The 24,505-nt window shown below is 63.4% G+C and carries 22 protein-coding genes; 14 read left to right on the top strand and 8 right to left on the bottom strand.

What is annotated here, in order from left to right:
• The 3 genes from VEK15_24635 to VEK15_24625 form a co-directional block, all read left to right on the top strand.
• A partial coding sequence (locus VEK15_24635; protein ID HXV63911.1) for an NAD(P)-binding domain-containing protein occupies nt 1-994 on the top strand: 994 nt, incomplete at its 5' end.
• A gap of 157 nt (nt 995-1,151) precedes the next feature.
• Entirely contained in the window at nt 1,152-1,880 is a 729-nt protein-coding gene (locus VEK15_24630) for a thioredoxin domain-containing protein (protein HXV63910.1), read from the top strand.
• Nucleotides 1,881-1,987: 107 nt separating this feature from the next.
• Complete coding sequence (locus VEK15_24625; protein HXV63909.1) at nt 1,988-2,548, top strand: hypothetical protein; 561 nt, start codon at nt 1,988-1,990, stop codon at nt 2,546-2,548.
• Here the strand turns inward: VEK15_24625 and VEK15_24620 are convergent.
• Nucleotides 2,500-3,375: a hypothetical protein gene (locus VEK15_24620; protein ID HXV63908.1), complete on the bottom strand. Its 876-nt coding sequence runs from the start codon at nt 3,373-3,375 to the stop codon at nt 2,500-2,502. The two genes, VEK15_24625 and VEK15_24620, sit on opposite strands and share 49 nt — an antisense overlap.
• Before the next feature lie 179 nt (nt 3,376-3,554).
• Here VEK15_24620 and VEK15_24615 point away from each other — a divergent pair, with 179 nt between their 5' ends.
• From VEK15_24615 to VEK15_24600, 4 genes are all read left to right on the top strand, one after another.
• Nucleotides 3,555-5,255 carry an ATP-binding protein gene (locus VEK15_24615; protein HXV63907.1) on the top strand — a complete coding sequence of 567 codons (1,701 nt, stop codon included), beginning with the start codon at nt 3,555-3,557 and terminating at the stop codon, nt 5,253-5,255.
• Between the two features lies 1 nt (nt 5,256).
• Nucleotides 5,257-6,402 carry an exonuclease SbcCD subunit D gene (locus VEK15_24610; GenBank protein HXV63906.1) on the top strand — a complete coding sequence of 382 codons (1,146 nt, stop codon included), beginning with the start codon at nt 5,257-5,259 and terminating at the stop codon, nt 6,400-6,402.
• Entirely contained in the window at nt 6,389-8,761 is a 2,373-nt protein-coding gene (locus VEK15_24605) for an SMC family ATPase (protein HXV63905.1), read from the top strand. The genes VEK15_24610 and VEK15_24605 overlap by 14 nt, the downstream gene beginning before the upstream one ends.
• 109 nt (nt 8,762-8,870) lie before the next feature.
• Complete coding sequence (locus VEK15_24600) at nt 8,871-9,950, top strand: hypothetical protein (GenBank protein ID HXV63904.1); 1,080 nt, start codon at nt 8,871-8,873, stop codon at nt 9,948-9,950.
• A gap of 23 nt (nt 9,951-9,973) precedes the next feature.
• Here the strand turns inward: VEK15_24600 and VEK15_24595 are convergent, their stop codons facing one another.
• Nucleotides 9,974-10,702 carry a hypothetical protein gene (locus tag VEK15_24595; protein HXV63903.1) on the bottom strand — a complete coding sequence of 243 codons (729 nt, stop codon included), beginning with the start codon at nt 10,700-10,702 and terminating at the stop codon, nt 9,974-9,976.
• 248 nt (nt 10,703-10,950) lie between these two features.
• Here VEK15_24595 and VEK15_24590 point away from each other — a divergent pair, with 248 nt between their 5' ends.
• The 4 genes from VEK15_24590 to VEK15_24575 all read left to right on the top strand — a co-directional run bounded on the left by VEK15_24590 (nt 10,951) and on the right by VEK15_24575 (nt 15,309).
• Nucleotides 10,951-11,778, top strand: coding sequence for an alpha/beta hydrolase (locus VEK15_24590; GenBank protein ID HXV63902.1), 828 nt, complete (start codon nt 10,951-10,953; stop codon nt 11,776-11,778).
• A 69-nt stretch (nt 11,779-11,847) separates the two neighbouring features.
• The gene (locus tag VEK15_24585) at nt 11,848-13,302 is read left to right on the top strand and encodes an arginine decarboxylase (GenBank protein ID HXV63901.1); all 1,455 of its coding nucleotides are present in this window, start codon (nt 11,848-11,850) and stop codon (nt 13,300-13,302) included.
• Entirely contained in the window at nt 13,289-14,323 is a 1,035-nt protein-coding gene (locus VEK15_24580) for an agmatinase family protein (GenBank protein ID HXV63900.1), read from the top strand. Before VEK15_24585 ends, VEK15_24580 begins: the two co-directional genes overlap by 14 nt.
• Nucleotides 14,324-14,334: 11 nt before the next feature.
• A complete protein-coding gene (locus VEK15_24575) occupies nt 14,335-15,309 on the top strand; it encodes a deoxyhypusine synthase family protein (protein HXV63899.1) in 975 nt (324 codons plus the stop codon).
• Nucleotides 15,310-15,456: 147 nt separating this feature from the next.
• Here VEK15_24575 and VEK15_24570 read toward each other — a convergent pair whose 3' ends face one another.
• On the bottom strand, nt 15,457-16,350 hold the full coding sequence (locus VEK15_24570; protein HXV63898.1) for an acyl-CoA desaturase: 894 nt from the start codon (nt 16,348-16,350) through the stop codon (nt 15,457-15,459).
• A gap of 178 nt (nt 16,351-16,528) precedes the next feature.
• On the opposite strand from VEK15_24570, the gene VEK15_24565 reads away from it, so the two are divergent.
• Nucleotides 16,529-17,146, top strand: a complete 618-nt coding sequence (locus VEK15_24565) for a hypothetical protein (protein ID HXV63897.1) — start codon at nt 16,529-16,531, stop codon at nt 17,144-17,146.
• On the opposite strand, the gene VEK15_24560 is transcribed toward VEK15_24565, so the two are convergent.
• Together VEK15_24560 and VEK15_24555 are read right to left on the bottom strand one after the other, a co-directional pair.
• Nucleotides 17,137-19,557 (bottom strand): ABC transporter permease, encoded by a 2,421-nt coding sequence (locus tag VEK15_24560; GenBank protein HXV63896.1) that lies wholly within the window; start codon nt 19,555-19,557, stop codon nt 17,137-17,139. The genes VEK15_24565 and VEK15_24560 overlap by 10 nt on opposite strands.
• A gap of 226 nt (nt 19,558-19,783) precedes the next feature.
• Complete coding sequence (locus tag VEK15_24555; protein HXV63895.1) at nt 19,784-21,226, bottom strand: Xaa-Pro peptidase family protein; 1,443 nt, start codon at nt 21,224-21,226, stop codon at nt 19,784-19,786.
• Between the two features lie 202 nt (nt 21,227-21,428).
• Here VEK15_24555 and VEK15_24550 point away from each other — a divergent pair, with 202 nt between their 5' ends.
• Together VEK15_24550 and VEK15_24545 are read left to right on the top strand one after the other, a co-directional pair.
• Nucleotides 21,429-22,223 (top strand): hypothetical protein, encoded by a 795-nt coding sequence (locus tag VEK15_24550; protein ID HXV63894.1) that lies wholly within the window; start codon nt 21,429-21,431, stop codon nt 22,221-22,223.
• A 56-nt stretch (nt 22,224-22,279) separates the two neighbouring features.
• Complete coding sequence (locus VEK15_24545) at nt 22,280-23,275, top strand: hypothetical protein (protein HXV63893.1); 996 nt, start codon at nt 22,280-22,282, stop codon at nt 23,273-23,275.
• 14 nt (nt 23,276-23,289) lie between these two features.
• Here VEK15_24545 and VEK15_24540 read toward each other — a convergent pair whose 3' ends face one another.
• From VEK15_24540 to VEK15_24530, 3 genes are read right to left on the bottom strand one after another with little or no spacing between them, the layout of a single operon-like run.
• Nucleotides 23,290-23,919 (bottom strand): hypothetical protein, encoded by a 630-nt coding sequence (locus tag VEK15_24540; GenBank protein ID HXV63892.1) that lies wholly within the window; start codon nt 23,917-23,919, stop codon nt 23,290-23,292.
• Between the two features lie 26 nt (nt 23,920-23,945).
• The gene (locus tag VEK15_24535; GenBank protein HXV63891.1) at nt 23,946-24,170 is read right to left on the bottom strand and encodes a hypothetical protein; all 225 of its coding nucleotides are present in this window, start codon (nt 24,168-24,170) and stop codon (nt 23,946-23,948) included.
• Between the two features lie 29 nt (nt 24,171-24,199).
• A complete protein-coding gene (locus tag VEK15_24530) occupies nt 24,200-24,334 on the bottom strand; it encodes a hypothetical protein (GenBank protein HXV63890.1) in 135 nt (44 codons plus the stop codon).
• Between the last annotated feature and the right edge of the window lie 171 nt (nt 24,335-24,505).

Here is a 24,505-nt window from a genome sequence, read left to right as displayed (position 1 = left end):
GGAAATCATCGACTACCTGGAACGATACGCCCAGTCGTTCTCGGCGCCGGTCGTGGAAGAGACGACGGTGCGCTCCGTCAGGAGAGTCCTGACTTGGTACCGGGTCACGACGGATTGGAGTATCTGGGAGGCGCCAAACGTCGTCATCGCAACCGGGCATGCCGATAAGCCATTCGTACCCGACCTGGCGAAGGGCCTCAGCGATGATCTCTTGCAGCTCGTTCCGAGTCGGTATCGTAACCCCGCCCAGCTCCCCGCAGGCGGTGCGCTCGTGGTCGGCGCATCCGCGTCCGGCATCCAGCTAGCGAACGAGATCCATGCTTCGGGACGCCCGGTCACGCTCTCCGTGGGACGCCACACGCGACTCCCCCGCCGCTACCGAGGTCGGGACATCATGTGGTGGCTCGACGCCATGGGCGCACTCGATGAACGGGTGGAGGGCTCGCGCAACAAACCTTCGCTGCAATTGATCGGTGCGTCAGACGGAAGCTCGATCGACCTCGGCATCTTGCAGGACCGGGGCATCCAGCTCGCCGGGCGAGCCATCGCTTTCGACCGCGACCTCGTTTCGTTCGCCGACGATCTCAAAGCCACCACGGCACGGGCCGACGCGAAGCTCGTCGACCTGCTCGAGAGGATCGATCGTTTCATCGAGCTCGAAGGGCTTCAATCCGAAGTGGACGCGGCCGAGCCCGTGTTTCCGGTGAAGCCCAATCCGGCCCCCACGGAGATCGACCTGCGCGCCGAGGGAATCACGACCGTGCTCTGGGCCACGGGTTTCCGCCGCAGCTACCCCTGGTTGAAGGTGCCCGTCCTCGACGAGCGCGGCGAGATCCGCCACGAGGGCGGCGTGTCCGACTCGCCCGGCCTGTACGTGCTCGGCCTTCAATTCCTCAAACGGCGCAAATCGAGCTTCATCGATGGAGTCGGGGCCGATGCGTCGGAGCTTGCCGAGCACATCGACGCCCGTCTCGCTCGAAGGACCGCGGCATGAGCGCGCGGCCAGGAAGCCGACCAGCCCGCCTCGCTCGACGAACCGAGGGCTGACTGTCGAAGGTCTCTTTCGCTGGTCTCGCCCCACCGCGAATCGGGCGACTGTGGGATACTTGATGCAAGAGGCACTCCGGACAGCCGCGCTGCGCATGGATAGAATGGCTCGAAAGAATCGGGACAAAGAGGAGCCGTTTATTCTGGCGGTGCTGCCTTTCGCCGGGCTGGGTCTCTTGCTCGTCCTCGCCCTGCTATGGCGATCTCTCCCGGAAGGAACGGCCGGGGCCGAAGAGCCGATTTCGGAAGTGGCGCTCGAGCGGTGGGAGGAGGCCGAGCCACAGGAAGTCTCCTGGTCGCCCGATCGGGATTTCGTACTGGGGCCGGACGACGCACCCGTCACGATCGTCGAGTTCACCGATTTCGAATGTCCTTACTGCCGCACGGCGTCGTCCTCGGTCAAGCGGGTACGAGACCGGTTCGGAGACGACGTCAAACTGGTCTTCAAGAACCTTCCCCTCGACCAGGCGTGCAACCCCACGATGCAGCGCCAGCTCCACGCGAACGCCTGCCGAGCCGCGCTTCTTGCCCGCTGCGCCGGGCTTCGGGAGAGGGATCTCTTCTGGGAAGTTCACGACCGGCTGTTCCTCGCCCCGAAGATCGACGAAGGCGTGATCCTGCAGGTTGCTCGTGAGCTCGACCTCGACCTCGGAGAGCTCGAGGACTGCATGGAGTCGGAATCGACGCGGGAAGCGATCGGGCACGACATTTCCGAAGCCCAGGAGCTCGGAGTGACTGGCACGCCCACTTTCTTCATCAACGGAAAACGAGTTCACGATTATCGAGACGACTCCCTCGAGCGAATCGTGGAGCGAGCCCTCGAAGCCCACTGACGCACGCTTTCCGGATGGGAGCTGCGTCGCAAACGATTGCGTTACCGGGAAGCGCGATTGTCCCGCATCACGTACTTCGAGTATCGTGCGCAGCCGGGAGGGAGAGCATGGTTCCCATAACGTCCTTGTGGCTTCCGATTCTACTGTCCGCGATGCTCGTATTCGTCGTCAGCTCGGTGATCCACATGGTGCTGGCCTATCACCGGACGGATTTCAAGAAGCTTCCGAACGAGGAGAGACTCCTGGAAGCGGTGCGGAAGGAGAACGTTTCCCCCGGTGACTACATCTTCCCCTGTCCCGCGAGCCACAAAGAGATGAGCTCGCCGGAAATGCAGGAGAAGTACAAGAGGGGGCCGGTGGGAATCGTGACCGTCCTTCCCAGCGGGCCTCCGGTGATGGGAAAGCACCTGGCTCAGTGGTTCCTGTACTGCGTGGCGCTCGGCGTCGTCGTCGCCTATCTCACCGGGCGCATACTCGCCCCGGGCACAGCCTATCTCAGCGTGTTCCGGTTCGCGGGCACGGCGGCGTTTCTCGGTCACGCGGGCGCACAGCCGGTTGCTTCCATCTGGATGGGCCGATCGTGGAGCACGACGCTGAAGAACGTTGCCGATGGATTGGTCTACGCACTCGTGACCGCAGGTACGTTCGGCTGGCTCTGGCCTCGATAATCGTCGTGCTCCGCTCCCACGAGATGGGGCTCCCACCAGAATAGACCCGAGATCTTGCCGAACAGCGGTCGCTCGGGGGTGTACTCCTTGAAATGGCCGCGCACCCAGTGGATGGGACGAAGTTTGTCGGAGCCGTTTCTCGACGTCGCCGGCCTCACTTTCAGCGTCGAGTAAGCATAGAGCGGATGTTTACCCGTCTTGCGACGCGCGCGCTGCAATCTGGCGTCGGGTACGACGCGCGAGCTCACCACGTTCCGGCAATTGAGGAGTGCAAAGAGTGCGGCGATAGCCCCCACCTGGTGCTGAATGAAGCTCCTCCAGTCGTTCTCGTCGATCGCAAGCTCGGCTCCCACGCGCTCGGGAGAGAATCCATTGACCTGGACGAAGGCCTGTTTCGACATCTCGTGGACCAAGTCCATGTGCGGCGTTGACGAAAAATGCTCGCCGCAGAAGGAGAGAAAACGGTAGGCGACGAGACAATCGAAGCGCGGGGTCATCCCGATAACGGTGACGAGCAGCACGTGGGTGGCGTCCGCCGGCACGAGCTCGAGGAACCGTTCATCGACGTGGGCCACCTCGGTGCTCTGAACGAAGAGTGCGCCCTGCTCGCGTCCTTCGTCGCCGTTTCCGAAGATCACGACGTTAGCGAAAGGCGGCTTGGCAAACTGGCCCGAGATTCTGTCCCCGTCCCGAGGGACGAGGGCCGCCTTGCCGACAAGCTGGCTTTCTCGTGGGGGGAGGAGCGCGAAGGGCGCCTCGATTACGCGCGCTCGGTTGGTGAAGTTACGTACCCATTCGCTTTCGGTAGCAAGTCTATCGATGATCATAACCACCGTCATTCTAGCCGAAGGGGATTGAGCAAATTGCCCGGTTGCCAGGGCGGCACACGATGATGTAGGATTTTCCCAACGCTTGGCCGCAGCGGAGCGAGCCGGGCTCGATTCTCATCCCGCTCCGGACGTTCGTTGGCAGGAATAGCGTCCTTTTCGGTACTCTTCCTCGTAGAGTGACCGCTCAAACCAACATCGTCGGGCGCGTCCTGGGGACGGAGGATGCGACTCCTCTCGAGTTTTGGGTCGCGGTGCGCGAGGGCGAATACCTGCAGCTCGACGACGTCGTCGCCCTCGAGCGTGCGCTCCCTGACGGAAGCTCGGTGCAGATCTTCGGATTGGTGATTCAAGTGCGCGCCCGGCACGAGGGAGTACGTTTCGACTCCGACGTTTTTCTCATCCAGGACGGGGTACTCCCCGGGCACGTGAGCCAAGCCGCGAAGGTGATGGCCACGCGTTTCGAGCCAGAGGTTTTCGTTCCGCCACTTCCCGGCGGCGAAGTTCGTCGGGCGCGGGGCGCCGAGAGAGAGCGGGCCCTCTTCTTCGATGGCATGGAGCCGAGGAATCGGCTCGGCGCAGGACTCTCTCGGGACGAAGAGCCCGTGTACCTCAATCTCGAGTTCATCGACGGGACGAGGGGCGCCCACGTAAACATCAGCGGCATCTCCGGCGTCGCGACGAAGACCAGTTACGCGACTTTCCTCCTGTACAGCCTCTTTCACTCCGACGTGCTGGGAGCAGACCGTCTCAACACGAAAGCCCTGATTTACAACGTAAAGGGCGAAGATCTCCTCTTTCTCGATCACGAGAACGCCAACCTCCCCGAGATCGAGCGGATGAAGTACCAGAAGCTCGGGCTCGCTCCCGAAGCCTTTCGCAGCGTCGAGCTTTGGGCGCCACCCCGGCGAGACGACCGGACCGCTTCGCCCGACGTCGCGACCCGACATACCGGGGTCAAATCCTATTTCTGGACGATATCCGAGTTCTGCCGCGAGGGCCTCTTGCCGTTTCTGTTCGCCGATGCCGAGGACGACCGCCAGCAGTACACGATGGTCATATCGAACGTGATGGCCAAGTTGAAAGACGCGGTGTCCCTTCCCGATGGCGGCGCCCAGCTCGAAGGCCGCGAAGTGAGGACGTTCCGAGAGCTCGCGAAGCTCGTCGAGGAGTGCGTCCAGGACGAGTCCACCCGCCCCTCGTGGGTCGGACTGGCGATGGGTCAGGGTACGGTAAACGCCTTTCTTCGCAGGCTCTATGGAGCGGTCCGGCATGTCGAGCATCTGGTCCGGGGAGACATCCCGAACGCGGATCGCCACATGATCCGCCACCAGGCCCAAGTCTCCGTCGTCGATCTCCACAATTTGAGCGATCGGGCCCAACGCTTCGTCGTCGGCGTGACGCTCCGCCGGGCTTTCGATGACAAAGAGAAAGCGGGCGTTGCCCGGCCGCTGCTCTTCGTCGTGCTCGACGAGCTGAACAAATACGCGCCCCGAGAGGGGACGAGCCCCATCAAGGAGACCCTTCTGGATGTCGCCGAGCGGGGGCGCTCGCTCGGAATCATTCTGATCGGTGCCGAGCAGACGGCCAGTGAGGTCGAGCGCCGCGTCATCGGCAATTCGGCGGTCCGGGTCGTGGGGCGGCTGGATACGGCGGAGGCGGGCCGGGACGAATACGGGTTCCTGCCGGCCGTCCATCGGCAGAGGGCAACGATCGTGAAGCCCGGCACGATGATCCTCTCGCAACCCGAGCTCCCGATACCGCTCGTCACCCGGTTTCCCTTTCCCTCTTGGGCCACGCGAAAGGAAGAAGCCAGAGTGTCGACGAGCCGCAGGCCACCCCCAAAAGGTGGCCGCGATCCGTTCGAGGGCCTAGCCTAAAGTGCGTTTTCTTCACACCGGAGACTGGCATGTGGGGAAGACGCTTCGCGGGCGCAGCCGTGCGGACGAGCACCGGGCCGTCCTGGGAGAGATCGTGGCGATCGCGAGGGAGGCCAAGGTCGACGTCGCGCTCATCGCCGGCGATCTCTTCGACAGCCCATCGCCTTCACCGGAGTCTGAAGAGATCGTGTACCGAACGCTTCTGGACCTCGCCCGAGTGGTCGAGTGGGTCGTCGTCATCTCCGGCAACCACGACAACCCCCGGCGGCTCGCTGCCGTCGAGCCGCTGTTGCGTCTGACCAACATCCGGGTGCTGCCGTCGATTGCTCGGCCGTCCGAGGGGGGGGTGATCACATTGCAAACCCGGCTCGGGGGCGCCCAGGTCGCACTCCTTCCGTTTCTGTCCCAGCGGGCGATCGTAAAGGCGGACGACCTCATGATGAAGGACGCCTCGCAGCACGTGGGAGACTATGCCGAGCGCGCCGCTCGCATCATCGAGGCGCTGTCCGCCGAATCACCCCCGCCGAGAACCGTCAACATCCTGCTCGCCCATGCGATGGTTCACGGGGGCAAGCTGGGCGGCGGGGAGCGGTCGGCGCACACGATCTTCGAGTACGGCATACCCACGACCGCTTTCCCGGGGGCTTTTCACTACGTCGCCCTCGGTCACCTTCACCGCGCCCAGAAACTGGCCGGTGCCTGCCCGATCTGGTACGCGGGCTCGCCGCTGCAGCTCGATTTCGGCGAGACCGAGGACGTAAAAAGCGTGAACCTCGTCGATGCCGAGCCCTCGAGCCCCGCCCGAGTAGAAAGCGTCCGCCTCACATCGGGCCGACGCCTGCGGTTCGTCAGGGCAAAGCTCGAGGAGCTCGAGACCCTCGCAACAGAGCTAGGCGACGCGTACTTGAAAGTCGTGATCGCTCATGCGCCGGTGCCGGGGCTCGCGCAGAAGGTTCGGGACATTCTCCCCAACGCGGTGGACGTCCTGATCGCAACGAAGACCGAGGAGCCGAAACCCAGCGCTTCCCGAATCGGCCGGACGCCGCGGGAGCTCTTCTCCGATTATCTCGACGAGCACGGCGGTCCGGTTCCCGAGCTCCTTTCCCTGTTCGACGAGCTTCTCGACGAGGTCTATGCGACCGACTAGGCTCGAACTGGAGGGTTTCACGGCTTACCGAGAGTACACCGTCCTCGACTTCGAGGGCGCGGAGCTTTTCGTCCTCACGGGGCCCACGGGCTCGGGCAAGTCGAGCCTGATCGACGCCATGACTTTTGCGCTCTACGGAAGCGTGGCTCGCTACGGGAACCCGAATCTCGTGCACCCCGTTATCAGTCAAGGGAAGCTCGAAGCCAGAGTGAGGTTCGACTTCGCGCTCGGCGACGACCGCTTCTCCGCCGTGCGCGTCGTGAGAAGGGGCTCGAGGGGCGGTGCGACGACGAGAGAGGCCCGTCTCGAATCGAACGGAAGGGTCCTCGCCGGAAGCGCGGAGGAGGTTACTCGCAAAATCCGCGAGCTCTTGGGGCTGAACTTCGACCAGTTCACGACGTGCGTCGTGCTCCCCCAAGGCGAGTTCGCTCGATTCCTGCACGAGAAACCCGCCGAGCGTCAGGATCTCCTGACGAAGCTGCTCGGAGTGGAAGTCTACGAAAAAATGGGCGTTCTCGCCCGGACGCGGGAAGCGGTGGCGAAACAGACGGCACAGCTCCATTCGGACGAGCTCGGCCGGATCGGGGATGTCAGCGCGAAAGCGAGGAAGAAGGCCCGGCTTCGGGTCCGCGAGCTCGAGAGTCTTGCCGCCGCAATCGACGAGGCTCTCCCCGAGCTCGACCGGCTCGCGAGAGAGGCCGCCGAATACGAGGCCGAGGCCAGAGAAAGGGAGCACGAAGCCAAGCTCCTCGATGCTCTGGTCGTTCCGAAGCGGGCGGAGTCCCTCGCGGTCGAGCTCGAACGGGCCGAGACCGCCCTGGAGAAAGCCCGGACGGCCCACGCCGGCGCCCGGGATGCCCTTCGGACCGCCCAGGCCGAACGCGACCGATTACCTTCCGCAGTTACGATACACGAGGCGATCACCGCGCGGGCCGAGAGATTACAGGCGAATGAGCGGCTCGTCCTGTGCCAGAGCCAGAGCGATGACGCAGACAACACCGTCGAGACCCTTGCGGCGCGGCTTTCCCAATGCGCCGAAGACGAACGTGCCGCTCAGGAGGGGGTCGAAGCCGCGCGCGGCGACCACGCCGCGCACGTCCTGGCACTTCGACTCGCAAAAGGTGAGCGCTGCCCGGTCTGCAACCAACGGATCGAGGAGCTTCCCGAACGGAGATTGCCGGTGCGATTGGCGGAGCGGGAGAGACGTCTGAAGAAGGTCGCGAACCAGCGCGAGAAGGCGGAGCGCGACTTCCGGGAGGCGGAGACTCGTGCGATTCTCGCGCGCGAGCGGGTCCAGGGCCTCGAAAAGGAAATTCGTGACCTCGAGCGGAAACTCGCGAAAGCGCCTTCCGCATCCGAGTGCGAAGAGGCCAGCCGGGCGGACGGGTCGCTCGAGAACGCGCGCGCCCAGGCGAGCCAGGCGCTTGCACACGAGGAACGCGCTCGGCGAGCTCTCGAGTCGCTCTCTCGAGACGTGGCCGACGGCTGGGCCGAGCTCGAGAAGGCCCGCGACCGCGTCACGTTTCTCGAACCGCCTCCGACCGATCGGGAAAGTCTCGGCAAGTCGTGGACGACGCTTCACCACTGGGCCAGAGCGGCCGCCCCGACCCGACGCGACAGCGCGTCCCGGGCTCGAGTCCAATCGGAGAGGCTCGGTCGGGAGCGAGGAGCGAAGCTGTCCGCGCTGAGAGCGGCCGGTCACGAGCTGGATCTCCCGACGGAAGACGATCGGTTGCGCGACGTCGTCGTGAACGCTCTCGTCGAGGCACGCCATGCGGTGGCTCAGATGGCGGAGATCTCGCGCCGGGCGGAGAAGCTTCGACTCGAGATTCGAGCCGAGCGCGAGCGGGCCGAGATCGCGGGAGCGCTCGGGCAGCATTTGAAGGCAACCGGCTTCGAACGCTGGCTTCTGAAGGAGGCCTTCCGGAGACTGGCGGAAGGCGCGACAGTGATCCTGAAAGAGCTTTCGAGCGGTCAGTACTCGTTCGAGTACGACGACCGGTTGAACTTCGAGGTCGTCGACCACCGAAACGCCGACGAACGTCGCTCGGCACGTACATTGAGCGGTGGCGAAACGTTCCTGGCCTCGTTGGCACTCGCCTTGACGCTCGCCGAGCAAACGACAGAGCTCGCCTCCTCGGGCTCGGTGCCGCTCGAATCGCTGTTTCTCGACGAGGGGTTCGGCACGCTGGACAACGATACGCTCGAGGTGGTGGCCGCCGCGATTCAGGAGCTGGGAGCGCGGGGGCGCATCGTCGGTCTCGTCACTCATCAAGAGGGCCTCGCCGAGCAGATTCCTGTCCAATTTCGCGTCTCCAAAGGACCGGCCACGTCGACGGTCGAAAAGGTCGTTTCGTGAGACCGGCAGCTCGATCGTCGTCGAGAGCAGGGATCCTGATGCCGGCCAGGTCCTGGAGGCGTCCGCGGCCCTGGTCGACTCCGCGGAGTGCGCGCGCTAAGCTCCACCCATGGGCTCGATCGCGATGACTACGATCGTCGCGATTTCGCCGTTCTGGGGCCAGCTTCAACCGGGTCCTCATCGTGTCGGGTTTGATCTCATCGAGGTCGACGACCATTCGCGCCCTTTTCGGTCGGCCGGACCCCATCGGGCAAGGCCGGTCTCTTTGTCGATCTGGTATCCGGCCGACGATGACGACAGCGGCGAGAAAATCCCTTTCGGACACTATGTCGTCGAGACGGGACGCGACGTCCTCGTCGAGAGGTTCCGCCTCAACGGTCTCGATGTTTCCCGCCCCGACGTCGATGGGCTACTCGATGAGCTCACCAACGCCTATGTTGGTGCTCACCGGGCCGAAGGGTCGTTTCCCGTGCTCCTGTTCGCTGGCGGATTGACGGCACCTTCCTATCTCAACTCCGTCCTGTGTGAGTATCTCGCGAGCCACGGCTATGTGAGCGTGTCGCTCCCGTCTCTGCCCCGACGAGAGGACGCCGTCGCCGAGTTCGATCAGCTCGGTCTGGACGCACAGGTTCGTGACATGGAGTTCGCCATCCAATCCATTCACGACTACGACCATGCCGACATCAGCCGGATTGGACTCGTGGGCGCGAGCTTCGGGGGCGTCTCCCAGGCTCTTCTTCAAATGAAGAATCCGGATGTGAGAGCCGTGGTGAGTCTCGATGCCGCCACCGGCTACGAGTACGGACGCCGCCTGCTCGAAGACTCGATCTTCTTCGATCCCTCGGCGGCGACGGCACCCTTCTTTCACGCGACCGCATCCGAAGAATCGGAGGGACGGACGCGAAAGAGCACTCGCTACTTCGATACCGTGGTCAGAGGGGACGCGTACCGCCTCACTCTCGACGGCGCGACCCACGCCGAGTTCACCTCGCTCGGGGGCGCCGTTGCCTACACGCTCCTCACGAGGAACGGCTCCCCGGTGGACCGTACCCGATACGATCTTCTGTGTCTCTACGTGCGCCGGTTCCTCGACGCCGCGATCAAGGAAGACCCCGAAGCGCGCGAATTCCTTTCGGTGGCCCCGGCGCGGCACGGCTTCGAGGGGCTGGTGCTGACGCGAAAGCGTTGAAGTCTGTCCCGAATCCCCCGCTGCTACCCTCGGGGATGGATTCCCTCCACTTCGACGAAGCGCCATCGACCCCGGAGTCGACCGAGCGCGCAATGAACGTTCCAGCCAACCCGCAAGGCGTCGGACACGAGTGAGGGAACCCAGATGGGGCCGACCGTTTCCGACTTGGCTGACCGATAGACGGAAAACCAGATTCTACTGGGCGCAACGCGTTGGACGAGGTGATGGTCGCTCGGGATGTAGTCCTCCGCCATCATCGATTCGGCTTCGACGGATACTCTCGTTCGACGAAGCAATCGGCAGATCCGCCGACTTCCGCGTTTGGCGGTATCGTGCTCACGCTGTCGAAGGATTGCCTTCTCGTCTTCCGCCGCCGCCACGTACTGCTCCCGGACGAGCCATTGGCGCAGATCCGCCACGACTTCGGGCGCAAGCCTGTAGACGCGCTCGGACGTATGAACGTCCTTCGCGAGGAAGGTGGAGGCAAAGAAATCGAGCTCCGCGAGTATCTTGTCGGGCCCGAACAGCTCGAAAAACAGCTTCTTCCCGTCGTGGTAACGCGCCTCGTAGAACGCGCGCTCCCGTGCGTCCAGATTCCGGTGGCCGTAGTTGTTGAGGCATAGCTCGAGAAGCAGGATCACGTGCCGATAGAGCCGAATCTCGCTCTCATCGAGGGTCGGTCTTCGGCTTTCGACGAACTCCGCCAGTACGGCGTCGATCGAGGGCTCGGAGATCGCGGATCGCGGTCTCAAAGGTTCCTCCCTTTCCTGTCCTCACTCCCTGATCTAAAGGACGAGATCCGCGCAAAAACCCTCCCTGGCAGGCGAATGATTTATCCTGATTCGCGCGAGCATTGAATCAGTCAGGCTGATGAAAAAGTACGGTCCACCCTGCGCGAGCGGAGCGAGCCCGGCGCGCCTGCCGCGCCGTAAGCAGCCCGGGCCGTGGCGGCACGATCGATTACGGGTCCCGCCACGGCATTGAATACTAGAGTGTGTGAATGACAATGCCGCCGCTCATGAGCCTCGACGATGTTCTCGAGCTCCCCTGTCCCGAGCCGGGGTTGCGCATCGCCTACGGCGCCGAGCCCTCGCAATTCGGCTATCTGCGACTGCCGGGTGGGGCCGGCCCGCATCCGGTGGCCATCGTCGTGCACGGCGGATGCTGGCGCTCGCAATACGATATCGAACACATCGCGAGCTTCGCCGATGCGCTGCGGACAACGGGTATCGCGACCTGGAGTATCGAGTACCGTCGAGTGGGCGATCCTGGCGGCGGCTGGCCCGGCACCTTCCTCGATGTCGCCGCGGCCACGGATTGTCTGCGCCTCATCGCCGCCGAGCACAAGCTCGACCTCGCCCGCGTCTTGACCGTCGGCCATTCCGCGGGAGGTCAGCTCGCCCTGTGGCTCGCGAGCCGATGGAAGCTGGCTCGGAAGAGCGCCATTCGTGGAGGCCCACCCCTCGGGCTCAAGGGGGTCGTCTCGCTGGCGGCGGTGGACGATCTCAGACGGGCCCTCGCCGAAGGCGTCTGCGGCGACATGGCGGGCCGGCTCATCGGCGGCACGCCCGAGGCTTTCCCTCGGCGATACGCCGAGGCCTCCCCCATCGAGCTCGTGCCGCTCGGTGTAAGGCAGCACCTCGTACACGGAGCGCTCGATCCGATCGTCCCCGTCGCCTTCGCGCGCGATTTCGCCGCGATCAGCGCCCGCGCCGGGGACGACGTGACGCTCACCGTGCTGGAGGACTCCGGGCATTTCGAGCCCATCGCTCCGACCTCCAGGGCTTGGCCTTCGGTGCGCGACGCGGTTTTGGACATGGTGTGGTGACTGGCGGGCACCCCAAATTACTTTTGTGGGCGGCGTGGATCGACCCGTATAATCGAACCTGTACCGACCATGCAAACTTTCTACGACTTCCTGGCGCATAGCTTCGAGTTCCCCCCCGAGGGGTTCCAGGTCATCGACGACGAGCTCTATTTCCACGGCATCAACATGATGGAGCTCATCGAGACGTACAAGACTCCCGTCCGGTTCACCTATCTTCCGATCATCTCGGAGAACATTCGAAAAGCCCGGCTGTACTTCGAGGACGCGATGAAGAAGTACGACTATCGGGGGAAGTACATCTATTGCTATTGCACCAAGAGCTCCCATTTCAAGCACGTGATGGTCGAGGTCCTCAAATCCGGCGTTCAGCTCGAGACTTCCTCCGCACTCGACATGCCGATCATCGACACGCTCGAGAGAACCGGTTACCTGTCGAAGGAGACCTTCATCCTCTGCAACGGATTCAAGGATTACGAGTACAAGCAGCACATCGTCGACATGCTCCACGACGGCTTCTTCAACATCGTTCCCATCCTCGACAACAAGGAAGAGCTGAACTTCTACGAGCACGAGCTGGAAGTTCCCTGCTCGCTGGGCATCCGTATGGCGACCGAGGAGCCCCCGGTACATAGCTTCTACACGAGCCGGCTCGGCATGAGGGAAGACGACATCATCCCGTTCTACGAGCAACGGCTGGCCCGACAACAGAGCCTCAAGCTCCGCCTACTCCATTTCTTCGTGCATACCGGCATGCACGACACTCCGTTCTTCTGGAGCGAGCTCCGGCGTTTCGTCAGCCTCTATTGTCGCTTGAAGAAAGTCGATCCCGATCTCGAGATGCTCGACATCGGCGGCGGGCTCCCCTTCCGCAACTCGCTCGGATTCGAGTTCGACTATGCCTACGTGGTGCAGGAGATCGTTCGCACCATCAAGGAAATCTGCACCGACCACAACGTCGAGGAGCCGACGCTCGTGACCGAGTTCGGTAGCTTCACCGTCGCCGAGAGCAGTGGCGCCTTGTTCAAAGTGCTGAGCCGCAAGCAGCAGAACGATCGCGAAAAGTGGTTCATGATCGACGGCAGCATCATCAGTATGCTTCCCGACGTCTGGGCCTTGAGCCGCCGGTTCATCACTCTCCCCATCAACAACTGGGGCGCGGGCTACGAAAAAGTCAGCATCGGCGGAATGACGTGCGACGGGGACGACTTCTACAACGAGGAAGCGCATCTCGAGTCGATCTTCATGCCGGCGACGCCCAAACAGCAGTACATCGGCTTCTTTCACACCGGCGCCTACCAGGAAGTGCTGAGCGGGGTGGGAGGGCTCCATCATTGTCTGATGCCCGATCCCAAACACGTCGTCATATCCGTCGACGAAGAAGGCGCACGCCACTACCGCGTTCTCCACGAGGAGCAGAGCAGCAAGCAAGTTCTGAGAGTCCTGGGCTATCGTCGCGACCCCGAGGCTCCGCCAGAACGTCCGTCGCCTGCGCGGGCGACGGCCACGACTCATGTCGAGAAATGAAGCCGCCCACCGGGATTCGAACGACTTCGATCCCAGCGCACCTGGCGGGCCGGGAAGGTTGTGGGGGCTCCCCTTCGACGTCGACTCCGCGGCCCTGGTGATTCTTCCCGTTCCCTGGGAGGCCACGGTCTCCTACGGCGCCGGGACGGCATCCGCTCCCGAGGCGGTTCTGGCCGCTTCCGCGCAGGTCGATCTCTACGACTCGGCGAGGCCCGATGCCTGGAAGGCGGGCATCGCCATGGCGCCCATCCCCGCCGAGATTCGCCGGGAGAGCGACCGTGCCCGAGAGATGGTTCTGCGGATCCTCGAAGGCGACGCGGGGACCGACGTTACCAAGCAAGTGAATGCCGCTTGCGAACGGATGGTCGCCCGCGTGCGGAACGAAGCGGAGCAGCTACTTTCGAGAGGAAAGCGTGTCGGCCTCCTGGGCGGGGACCATAGCACCGCCCTCGGCTTGATGCAGGCCCTGTCGGATCGACACCGATCATTCGGAATCCTGCACATCGATGCCCACTGCGATCTCCGGAAGGCCTATGAGGGGTTCGTTCACTCCCACGCCTCGATCCTGCGCAACGCCCTCGAGATCGACGCGGTGCGGAAGCTGGTTCAGATTGGTGTCCGTGACACCTGCGAGGAAGAACGACGGGTAATCGACGATAGCGCGGGACGCATTCGTCTCTTCGAGGACCGGGCGCTTGCCCGACGGCGGTTCTCGGGCGAGGCCTGGGCGAGTGTCGTGAACGAGATCGTCGAGGAGCTCCCGCAGGAGGTCTACGTGAGCTTCGACATCGACGGCCTCGACCCGTCGCTATGCCCCAGCACCGGTACCCCGGTGCCCGGGGGACTCTCGTACGAAGAGGCCCTTTTTCTCGTCGAACGCGTCCTCGAGAGCGGACGCTCGATCATCGGTTTCGATCTCTGCGAGGTGGCACCCGGCCGAGATGGAAGCGAATGGGATGCCAACGTCGGCGCGAGGGTCCTCTATCGATTGTCCTGCGCCACGCTGGACGCGGGTGCCTGAGGGGGTTTTTCATGGACAAAGGACCGGTCTCTCAATTCATCCAGCGCAACTTTCGCCACTTCAACGCCGCGACCCTGGTCGATGCGGCAATCGGCTACGAGAAGGTGATCGACGAGGGCGGCAAAATGATGATCACTCTTGCGGGTGCGATGAGCACCGGAGAGCTCGGCCTCTCCCTAGCGGAGATGATCCGCAGAGACAAAGTTCACATCATTTGCTGCACCGGAGCCAACCTGGAAGAGGACCTGTTCAACCTGGTCGCCCACGAGCACTACAAACGGATACCCAACTACCGGGATCTGTCTCCCGCCGACGAACGAGCGCTGCTCGAGGGACATTTCAATCGCGTCACCGATACCTGTATTCCGGAAGAAGAGGCGATGCGCCGCATCGAGCATCACATTTCCCAGCTCTGGAGCGAGGCACGACAGAGAGGCAAGCGCCACTTCCCGCACGAGTACCTGTACGAGCTCATCGCTCGCGGCAAGCTCGAGAACCACTACCAGATCGATCCCAAGGACAGCTGGCTCGTCGCCGCCTGTGAGCGGAACCTGCCGATCCTCGTTCCCGGGTGGGAGGATTCCACCCTGGGCAACATATTCGCCGCCCACTGTATCCTGGGGGATACCGACCCCACGGTCTTGCGCTCGGGAATCGAGTACATGATCGATTTTGCCGATTGGTACACCAAACAATCCCGAGCCGGCGGGATCGGGTTCTTCCAGATCGGAGGCGGTATCGCGGGAGACTTCCCGATCTGCGTCGTGCCGATGCTGCATCAAGACTTGAGGCGCGAGAACGTGCCCCGATGGTGCTACTTCTGTCAGATATCCGACTCGACGACCAGCTACGGGGGATACTCCGGCGCGGTGCCCAACGAGAAGATCACCTGGGGGAAGCTGTCGGTCGACTGCCCGAAGTACGTCATCGAATCCGATGCATCGATCGTGGCTCCCCTCGTCTTCGGCTGGATCCTGGGCTGGTAAGAGGCTTCCGCCTTCTCTCTAGAGTTACTCAATGCCGTGGCGGGACCCGTAATCGATCGAGCCGCCACGGCTCGGACTGCTTACGGCGCTGGCGCGCCGGGCTCGCTCCGTTCGCGCAGGCAGGACTGTACTTTGTCATCAGCCTGACTAGGCGGCCGCGGCCTCCTGCCGCAATATGCGAGAAGGCACCCTCTTCAAATCCCAGATCAAACCGACCTTGGAAAGCAGCAAGAGACCGTAGTAGGTGATATCGATCTCCCACCAGTAGAAACCCTGCCGAGCCGAGGTCGGGTAATGGTGGTGGTTGTTGTGCCAGCCCTCGCCGAAGGTCAGCAGAGCAAGCACGAGATTGTTGCGGCTCGTGTCCTTGGTCTCGAAGCGCCTCTTTCCGAAGACGTGCGAGAGCGAATTGATCGTGAACGTACTGTGGGACAGGATTACGGTGGATACGAAGAAACCCCAGATCAGCATCTGCGTCCCTGAAGTCCCGAGACCGGGCGCTTTGGCCTCGAGGAGGACGCCGAGCCCGAAACAGGCCGTTCCCAGGAGAACGGGCACGAGGACGTCGAACCGATCGAGAGCGCGGAGCTCGGGGAACTTGGCCAGATCGGGGACGAGACGCAGTCGAGTGCGGGAGTTGATGCGATCGAAAACCCAGCCCATGTGAGAATAGAAGAATCCTCGCCTCGTCGGGGAGTGAACGTCTTCCTCCTGGTCCGAGTAAAGGTGGTGATGTCGATGGTGCGCCGCCCACCACAGCGGCCCCTTTTGGGTCGCGGAGTTTCCCAGGAGGGCGAACACGAACTGGAACCACCGCGACGTCTTGTAGCTTCTATGGGAGAGATAGCGGTGGTAGAAGCCGGTAATGGCGAACATACGCGCCCAGAACAGGGCCAGGCATACGGCAATCGCCACCGGGCTCACACCGACCCAGAACACGCCGAGTGCGACCACATGGATCAAGGTAAAAGGGATCGTGGAAGACCAGCTGATTCCGCTTCGAGTCGCCACGGGGTCGGACGGGGGCACGTTGGTTTTCACTCATCTCTCCTGTTTTTCGAGGTAACGGGGCCGAGGGAAGCCTTTCGTTCGCTGGATTAAGTTAAAGGAAGTACGTTAAACCGTTAATAGTTTCCCTCCGACGAGAATCTTCTAGTCTAACATGATTGGGACGTCATAACCAACGATGGGTCGAGGGCGCTCGAGACGCAAAGGGAAATTGCAGCCTGGTCCTTTCGGCCTCACGCTCGAGGACACCCCCAAGCCGTTCACCGCTCGGGCCGTTTTCGGAGACGAGGCACCTCTCGAGCTCGAGGTTGGATCCGGCAAGGGAGGTTTTCTGCTCGCCGAGTCGGAGCGGCGTCCCGACGTCCGTTTCCTCGGCGTCGAGCGCGCTCGCAAGTACTGGATCTACACCGCGGATCGGTTACGTCGCCACGCCCGCTCGAACGCGCGGGTCATCCTCGCCGAGGCCGAGGACTTCGTCCAGTTCTTGGAGGACGACTCGCTCGCCGCCGTCCATATTTACTTCCCGGATCCCTGGCCCAAGAAACGCCATCACAAACGGCGATTGTTGAAGCCGGATCTCCTGTCGTCTCTCGCAGCGAAAATGCGAGTGGGTGCGAGGCTCCAAGTGGCCACCGATCATTCCGAGTATTTCGCCGTGATTCGAAACGCCATCGAGCTTTCCGGACTGGCCGTCGTCCCGTTCACCGCTCCATCGGCGGCCGCCGACGGCGAGACCGCAGGCACGAGCTTCGAGCGCAAGTACCGACGCCAGGGGCGCACCGTCTTCGCCATCGCCGCCCAGAGGAGGGGCCGAGACCGTTATTCGTGACGAAGCGCCTTCACCGGGTCGGTGCGCGAGGACTGGATCGCGGGTACTGCGCCCGCACCCAGGACCGCCGTTCCGAGGAGCAAGCTTACGGCGAGGAGCGTTGCCGGGTCGGTGGCGGTCACTTCGAACAGGAAGCTCGAAAGGCTGCGGGACAGGACCATCGCCGCGAGAGCGCCTCCACCGAGTCCGAGCAACAGAATGTGCAGCGCATCGGCCAGCACCAGCCGCACGATGTCTTGCGGCCTCGCCCCGAGGGCAATTCTCACTCCGCTTTCTCTTCGCCTCCTCGACCAGGCGTAGCTCATCACCGCGTACACGCCTGACACGGCCAGCACGAGGGCGAAGGCGGCGAAGACAGTGAGGAGCGTCGCATACAGGCGCGGCCGGGCCACCGAATCGGAGAGCCTCGCTTCCATCTGTCGGACGTCGGCGAGAGGAAGGTCGGGATCGAGCTGCCTCACGCGCGCCTCGACGGCTTCGGTGACGTTGGCGCGCCGCTCGTGACGGACGACGACGCTCATTACGCCCTCCAGTAGCCGATCGGGGATGTCGCGATAGCTCAGGTACATTTCGGGCTCGGGGCTCGCGTCGAGCCCTTCCTGACGCACGTCGGCGACGACGCCAACGATTTCTCCCAGGTTGCGGAGACGCTTCCCGACGGGCTCCTCGTTCGCGAAGTAGCGCTCGGCGAGAGACTGGTTCACCACGACGGCAGACGGCGACGACGGGTCGTCTCCATCTTCGTGATCGCGGCCCTGCAAGAGACGGATTCCCATCGCGCGAAAGAAGCCCGGGCTCACGACGCGAACGCTCGCCCGGGGCATCTGCATCCGGTCGGCAACCGGAGGCCTTCCCTCGATGTCGAGCACCGTGATCATTCTCGAGCGGTCGAGGGGGAGCGAATTGACGAGACCGGCAGAAGTGACCCCGGGAATGCCCTCCAACGAAGCCCGCAGGACATCGTAGAAGCTTCTCCGGGCCACCGCATCGGGGTATTGAGTCTGGGGCAGACTGAGTCGGAAGCTCAGCAAGTCCCTGGCCTGGTAGCCGGGGTCCACGCGGGTGAGCGTCTCGAAGCTTCGCAACATGAGCCCCGCGGCCATGAGAAGGACGAGCGCGATCCCGACTTCGGCAGCCGCGAGCAGGTTCGAGCTCCGGCCGGTCGAGGTCGTACCCCCGAGCCCTCTCAAACCCGCCACGAGGTCCAACCGCAGCGCGCGTAGCGCTGGCACCATTCCCACGAGCAAAGCGGTCGACAACGCGATGACGACGTTGAACGCGAGCACGGTTCCGTCGATCGAAAGCTCGTCGAGCTGGGGGAGATCCGAAGGAACCAGCAGGGACAGAGCGCGAACGCCCCACCAAGCGATGAGCACGCCCAGGACGCCTGCGGGAATTGCGTAGACGAGACCCTCCATCACCAGTTTCGCAGCGATCCGGGCCCCACCGGCACCGAGCGCTGACCGTAGGGCGATCTCTCGGTCACGGCTCTGGGCGCGCACGAGGAGAAGATCGGCGACGTTGGCACAGGCGATGAGGAGCACGAGGCCGACAGCGGCGAAGAGCACCAGAAGCGCCGGCCGGATGGGACGCACGAGCTGCTCTTTGAGTGACGTGAGGTGGATGCTCACGCCCTCGTCCATTCGATGTGCCATCTCGCTCGTCTCGCGGTAATGGTCGAGAAAGGCATTTCCCTCGGCCTCGGCTCGCTCGATCGAAACGCCCGGAGCCAGCTTGGCGATGACGGGAACGAGCTCGATGCGCATTTCGCCCGGTCGAGACGGCTCTGCGGTCTCATCGGGAAGAGGCACCCAGAGCTCGCTTCCGGCGTCGGGGAAACGAAAATCCGGTGGCATGACGCCGACGACGGTGTAGGGATGACCATCGAGACGAATCGCTCCTCCCACGAGAGACGGGTTACCGCCAAACGTCCGCTGCCAGAGGCCGTGGCTGAGCACGGCGACGCGGTCCTTCCCCGGGATCCGTTCCTCGGAAGAGAGCACGCGACCGTGTAGAGCTTCCACCCCCAGAATCGCAAACAGGGACGGGGAAACGCGTTGGCCTTCGATCCGTATCGGCTCGGCACCTCCGGTCAGGTTGAAGCTCGCGTTCCCATAGGCCGCCATTCCCTCGAAGACTTCATTCGATTCGCGCCAGGCGCGAAAGTGATCCATCGAGAAGGCGGCCATTTCTTCCGCTCCCGGGCCCATCCTGGGCCTCGCCTCCCACAGGCGCACGAGCCGATCGGGATCCTCGTACGGGAGCGAGCGCAGGAGCACGGCGTGCACCGCGCTGAAGATGGCCGTGTTCGCTCCGATACCCAGCGCGAGCGGAATGATGACCAGCAGGCTGAAGCCAGGACGCGCGGCAACGACCCGAAGAGAGTGTCTCCAATCCGTCAGCCATTCCATGAGAATCGACCTCGCGGACCTCTTAGTGCTCAATGCCGTGGCGGGACCCGCAATCGATCGGGCCGCCACAGCTCGGGCTGCTTACGGCGCGGCGAGCGCGCCGGGCTCGCTCCGCTCGCGCAGGGTGGGTTGAGTTTTTCATCACCCTGCAAGAACGCCCGAGAAAACCAAAAGTTCCCGGCGTCGAGAGATGACACCGGTTCGCCGCGGCCCCGCCCAAGCCGTTTCAATGTGGAAGCTCGAACCTCTGAAGAAGCCCCTCTTCCTTCATGAGGGCCTCGATTTCATCGATTTCCACGGGAACGAAGGCCGACAGGTTCTCCGAGCCGCCATCGGTGATCAAGATGACGTCCTCCAGGCGAATGTAGATCTGCTCTTCGGGGATACGGAACTGAGGCTCGATGGTGAAAACCATTCCCGCTACCAGCACGCCGTCGGCGTCTCCGACGTCGTGAACCGCCATGCCGACGCCGTGACCCAGGCTGGAAGGGTGCTCCCTCGCCATCTGCTTGTAGTCGTCCACGAACCTCCTCGCCGCGCTGCGGTAAATCGGCTTGCTGAACTGCCATCGGTCGACAAGCGCGTCCATCCTTCGGGACGCGTCCTCGACGATCGCGCTCACCTCGCCGGGGCGAATGGAGTCGAGGATGGCCCGGTAGTACCCGAGATAGAAACCATAGAGCTCGCGTTGCCAGTCGTTGAAGCGACCGTTGACCGGCCACATGCGGGTGACGTCGCTCGTGTAGTAGCCCACATCGGGAGCGTAGTCCATCAGAAGGAGCTCCCCGTCGAGAAGCTTTTTCGTTCCTTTGTGGTAGTGGGGATACCAGGCATTCTTTCCCGAGGCGATGAGCGAGTAGTAGGCGTCACCTTGAGCTCCAGCGCGGTGAAAGAAGAGCTTCGCGAGCGCATCGAGCTCGTACTCGTACAGACCGGCGACGGTAGAGCGCATTGCTTCCATCAGCGCGAGTCCCGACAGCCGTGTTGCCTTGCGGATGAGCTCGATCTCGCGAGGGCTCTTGACGAGCCGAAGTCCATCGAGAACGGGAGATAGATCCACCACGTCGAGCTGGGGGAATCGCTTTCGGATGCGTGACAAGAAATGGGCTTCACGGGTGGGCCGGCCGTCCCAGGGGTCGCTTGCGATGTCGGACGCGGCACGGGTTGCGAGATCGCGGCTCGTCGCCTGCATCTCCGCCGGCTGGAATGGGGTATAGAGAGTGGGCACGCCGCCTCCCCGAGCGAACCGCGCCAAATGGTCGGCGAGGAGCTCGACGCCGTACACCTGCTCGATCGCGGTGAGCTGCCGGACGAGATCCTCGTCTTCGGCGGAGAGCAGCTTCCCCTCGCTTGCCTCCCGCCTCACGTTACGATGGGGGAGATAGAGCGACGTTCTGCGTCGAGTCCCGTCGAGTAAGAGATAGGCGTGAGGGGACTCTACCCCCGACAAGTAGTAGAAGGAATTGGTCTGGCGGAAGCGGACATAGCCCGGGGGAGAAGGCGCTCCCTGTACGAGAGCGAGAGCGTTCGGGCCAATGGCGTCGTAGACCTTCTGCCGACGAGCGACGAACTCCTCAGAGGGGAAATCCTCGGTAAAGAGCGAGACGTCCTGGCCCCCGGCTTCGAGTGCAATGAGCACGATGAGGCACCCCGGCCAATACGCTCTCATCGATTCACTTCGTTGTCCTCGCAACCTAGGGTATATCACGTTGTGGGACCGACGTCGCGACGCGCGTTCTCCCGGTTTGGGGTTGCTCCACCCCCTTTCCTATGTTTTCCTATTTTTATACGACCAACACCGGGGGATCTGATTGGCTACGGTCTCCAATAAACTCAATCAAACGGTGCGCCGGAACGGTACCCGCCTCCCCATGGCATGTTTGTCGCTCCTCGTTCTGGTGCCGACGTTACTGGGGCGTGAGGCCAGAGGTGGCGCCCTGCAAGTCCTCAATGGCGCCGCCTTCACCGGCGACTTTGGCCTGCGGGTCACGGTGGGGATTCCCTGCACGCAATCCGACGTGGTCGTTCCTTCGGGCACGGTGAGCTCGAACCAGCTTGCCTGCAACTCGGTCACTGCCGGTAACGTCGAGGTCGTGGCTCCGGGAACGACCTTCACCGCCGGCGATCGGGTCATCTTGCAGAACGGTTTCTCGGTGGCCTCGGGCGTATCGTTCGTCGCCCGCATCGATCCCTTCGTGAAGTCACCGTTTGCCTACGTCAGAGACGATATGCCGACGGCGGAGACGACCTACAACGCGGAGTTCTCCCTGCGAGTGGACGGCCTGAGTTTGGCCATGGGTGACGAGATCGGGCACTTCGTCGGCTATTCGGCGAATGGAATGCCTCGGTTCCGCGTCGTACTACGGAGGAGCGGGTCGGAAACCCGAGCGGCGATTCTTGCCTGGGACGATGTCGCCGGGGAGCTGGTGGAGCATTCCACCGACTTTCTGCTTCCTCTCGGCTTCCACCGGATCCACCTTTCCTTCAGGGCGGGCGCGGGGGACGGGGAGTTCTCGATCGCGATCGATGGGTCGGGGCTCGATGGTCTCACCGGTCTCGACAACGGCGGTGGTCCGATCGACTTCGTGAAATGGGGAGCGGTGGACGGAACGCTGGCCTCCAGCACCGGCTGGATGGAGCTCGACGATTTCTCCTCGTGGCGATGAGTGTGGTTAGGGGCCGGTGGCAAACAACGACGACGTTGCTGGCAGTTGTTCTGGCCATGCCCCCCTTTCTCCTGGCTCAGCCGGCCGCAGGAAGCGGACCTTATTTTCCACTGGACTCGGTGTGGTACCAGGACGTCACTGGCGCCCCCGTGGACACCGAGTCGGCGGACGTGATTCAGTGGCTTTCCGACAACGGCGGCTGGGGCACGGGCTCGATGCGGATCGACTTCTCGATCGAGGTGCTCGAGGCGAATGCCACGACACCGTTTTGGACCCACACGCCCAAGGCCACGTACTACACACCGGACTGCGACCTCGAGCCGGTGCCGGTTCCGCCCGGAGGCGCGCTCGAGGGAGAGACGGGTTACGAATGCCTGGGAGGCGGCGACTGCCATCTCATCGTCGTCCATCCCCCGACTCACAGGCTCTTCGAGCTGTGGAGCACCGATCTAGACGTCGTGAACGAAGAGGTCTTCTCCAGCTGCCTCGCGGTATGGAACATGCTCCTCACCTATCCGACCAGCGGACGCGGCGAGCAATGCACCAGTGCCGATGCGGCGGGCTTTCCCATCGCGCCGCTTCTGTTCAGCGCCGACGAGGTCGCCGCGGGGTCGATCGACCACGCGATCCGGTTCATCCTGCCGAACCACCGGATTCGGGCCGGAGTTTACGTCCATCCCGCGAACCACGCCGGTGGGCCGTCCGCCCCGTGGCCGGCTCCGCCCTACGGCGCCCGGCTGCGACTGCGCGCCGACTTCCCTCTGAACGCCCTCCCGAACGAGGGCGCGCGCGTCGTGGCACGCGCGATGCAGAAATACGGCATCCTTCTCGCCGACGGCGGCAGCATCGCTCTGACCGCACAGAGCGACCGTTTTACCGTGGCGAAATGGGAGGGTTTGCTAGGAACCTTCGATCTCACCGCGATTCAGGTGAGCGACTTCGAAATGATCGAAGCCGGCCCCCGCATCCCGTTGACATACGACTGCGTGCGAATCGACCCGATATTCGTCGATGGGTTCGAGCTCGGCAACACCTCCAAGTGGAGCCGCTAGTTCCCGAAGCGACGTTACTCGGGAGGTGTGGAACGAGAGAGTTTCGCGAGTCGCGCCGGCCTGGGACCTCGACGGTTGGCGCCGAGGAGGCTTATGTAGCGGAGCTCCTTGTCCTCGCGGGCGCAACGCAGCATGAGACCGCCTCGACTCATGTCGCCACGTCCCACGAAATCCACGGGGAAGAGCAGGCGACTCCCGAGGACCGACGCGAGCAATCCCGCGTACTTTTCCGAAGCGATGCTTCCCAGAAGAATGAACTCGGCGTCGGCCGAAAGGCGCCGCAGCCGACGCAGATCGTGAAGCAGAGGCGCCCGGTAACCTCTCTCCTCCGGATCGACGGGAACGCGACCGAAACGCAGGAGGTCTTCCGTGCGGATGGGGGATTCGGGCGTACAGAGCCCGCGGGAGGGCGTGATGACGAAGCTCCCGGGCAGGTCCCGGGGAGGGCGGGCAAACGCACGGGCGTAGGCCAGCTTTCCGCGAAAGTAGAGGTTGCTCATGAAGCTGAACACGTCACCGAGAGCGGCGCCCTCCAGGCTCCGGAGCCTTCGGGCGAGCTCGAAATCCGCCCGAGGGCTCAGCAGAAGCCCAGCACGTTTTCCCGAGCAGTTGGCCGGAGATAAGAGAAACAGACGATGCCGCAAAGGAGAGATCCTCCGGTGCCGCGTCCTCAGCCGCGATGGGTCGCCACCCACGCGAGAAACCGTTGGCGCGGCCAGGTGTTGACGATGCGCGAACGGTCGACCCACCCCCGGGTTTCCGGAAACGCGCCCCACTCCCTTCGTGCGAGCTCCCGCGTGTGATGCGAGTCGGTGCTGACGACGAACGCGACGTCCAGCTCGCGCGCACGATAGAGAACCTCGACCGAGGCATCGAGACGCGCCCAGGGACGCATTGATCTCGATTGGCGTTCTCGTGTCCCGCTTACACTGCGAGCTCGACCAGCGCGCCACGGACGAGGAGGAGCTTCTCGGCGCCCTCGATCAGCGCCGAGGCCTCGTGCTCGGTCAGCAGATTGGGCCGGCTCGAGCGCGTCGCCCGCTCGCTTCGCTCGAGCACCCCACCGGGTGCCCTTGCAGCTCGTTCGCGAGAGACGGTAGTAGAAGCGCTCGATCGATCCCACTCCGCGCGGATTATACTCGGCCACCCTACGGCGCGCCCGCCGCGCAGTCGGTAGCGGCCGCGAACTCGGCGTCCAGAGCGACCGTGAACCCGTCTCTCAGGATCACC

This window comes from Vicinamibacteria bacterium (genome assembly GCA_035620555.1).
Classification (GTDB): Bacteria; Acidobacteriota; Vicinamibacteria; order Marinacidobacterales; family SMYC01; genus DASPGQ01.
This window is presented reverse-complemented; position numbering and strand designations above follow the sequence as displayed.

Bases quoted from the DNA above. Each gene is read 5' to 3' on its own strand.
- VEK15_24590 (HXV63902.1), top strand. From the start codon at position 10,951: ATGACAATGCCGCCGCTCATGAGCCTCGACGATGTTCTCGAGCTCCCC.
- VEK15_24605 (HXV63905.1), top strand. From the start codon at position 6,389: ATGCGACCGACTAGGCTCGAACTGGAGGGTTTCACGGCTTACCGAGAG.
- VEK15_24555 (HXV63895.1), bottom strand. From the start codon at position 21,226: ATGAGAGCGTATTGGCCGGGGTGCCTCATCGTGCTCATTGCACTCGAA.
- VEK15_24545 (HXV63893.1), top strand. From the start codon at position 22,280: ATGCCCCCCTTTCTCCTGGCTCAGCCGGCCGCAGGAAGCGGACCTTAT.
- VEK15_24625 (HXV63909.1), top strand. From the start codon at position 1,988: ATGGTTCCCATAACGTCCTTGTGGCTTCCGATTCTACTGTCCGCGATG.
- VEK15_24535 (HXV63891.1), bottom strand. From the start codon at position 24,170: ATGCGTCCCTGGGCGCGTCTCGATGCCTCGGTCGAGGTTCTCTATCGT.
- VEK15_24560 (HXV63896.1), bottom strand. From the start codon at position 19,557: ATGGAATGGCTGACGGATTGGAGACACTCTCTTCGGGTCGTTGCCGCG.
- VEK15_24585 (HXV63901.1), top strand. From the start codon at position 11,848: ATGCAAACTTTCTACGACTTCCTGGCGCATAGCTTCGAGTTCCCCCCC.
- VEK15_24575 (HXV63899.1), top strand. From the start codon at position 14,335: ATGGACAAAGGACCGGTCTCTCAATTCATCCAGCGCAACTTTCGCCAC.
- VEK15_24600 (HXV63904.1), top strand. From the start codon at position 8,871: ATGGGCTCGATCGCGATGACTACGATCGTCGCGATTTCGCCGTTCTGG.
- VEK15_24580 (HXV63900.1), top strand. From the start codon at position 13,289: ATGTCGAGAAATGAAGCCGCCCACCGGGATTCGAACGACTTCGATCCC.
- VEK15_24630 (HXV63910.1), top strand. From the start codon at position 1,152: ATGGCTCGAAAGAATCGGGACAAAGAGGAGCCGTTTATTCTGGCGGTG.
- VEK15_24550 (HXV63894.1), top strand. From the start codon at position 21,429: ATGGCATGTTTGTCGCTCCTCGTTCTGGTGCCGACGTTACTGGGGCGT.
- VEK15_24620 (HXV63908.1), bottom strand. From the start codon at position 3,375: ATGATCATCGATAGACTTGCTACCGAAAGCGAATGGGTACGTAACTTC.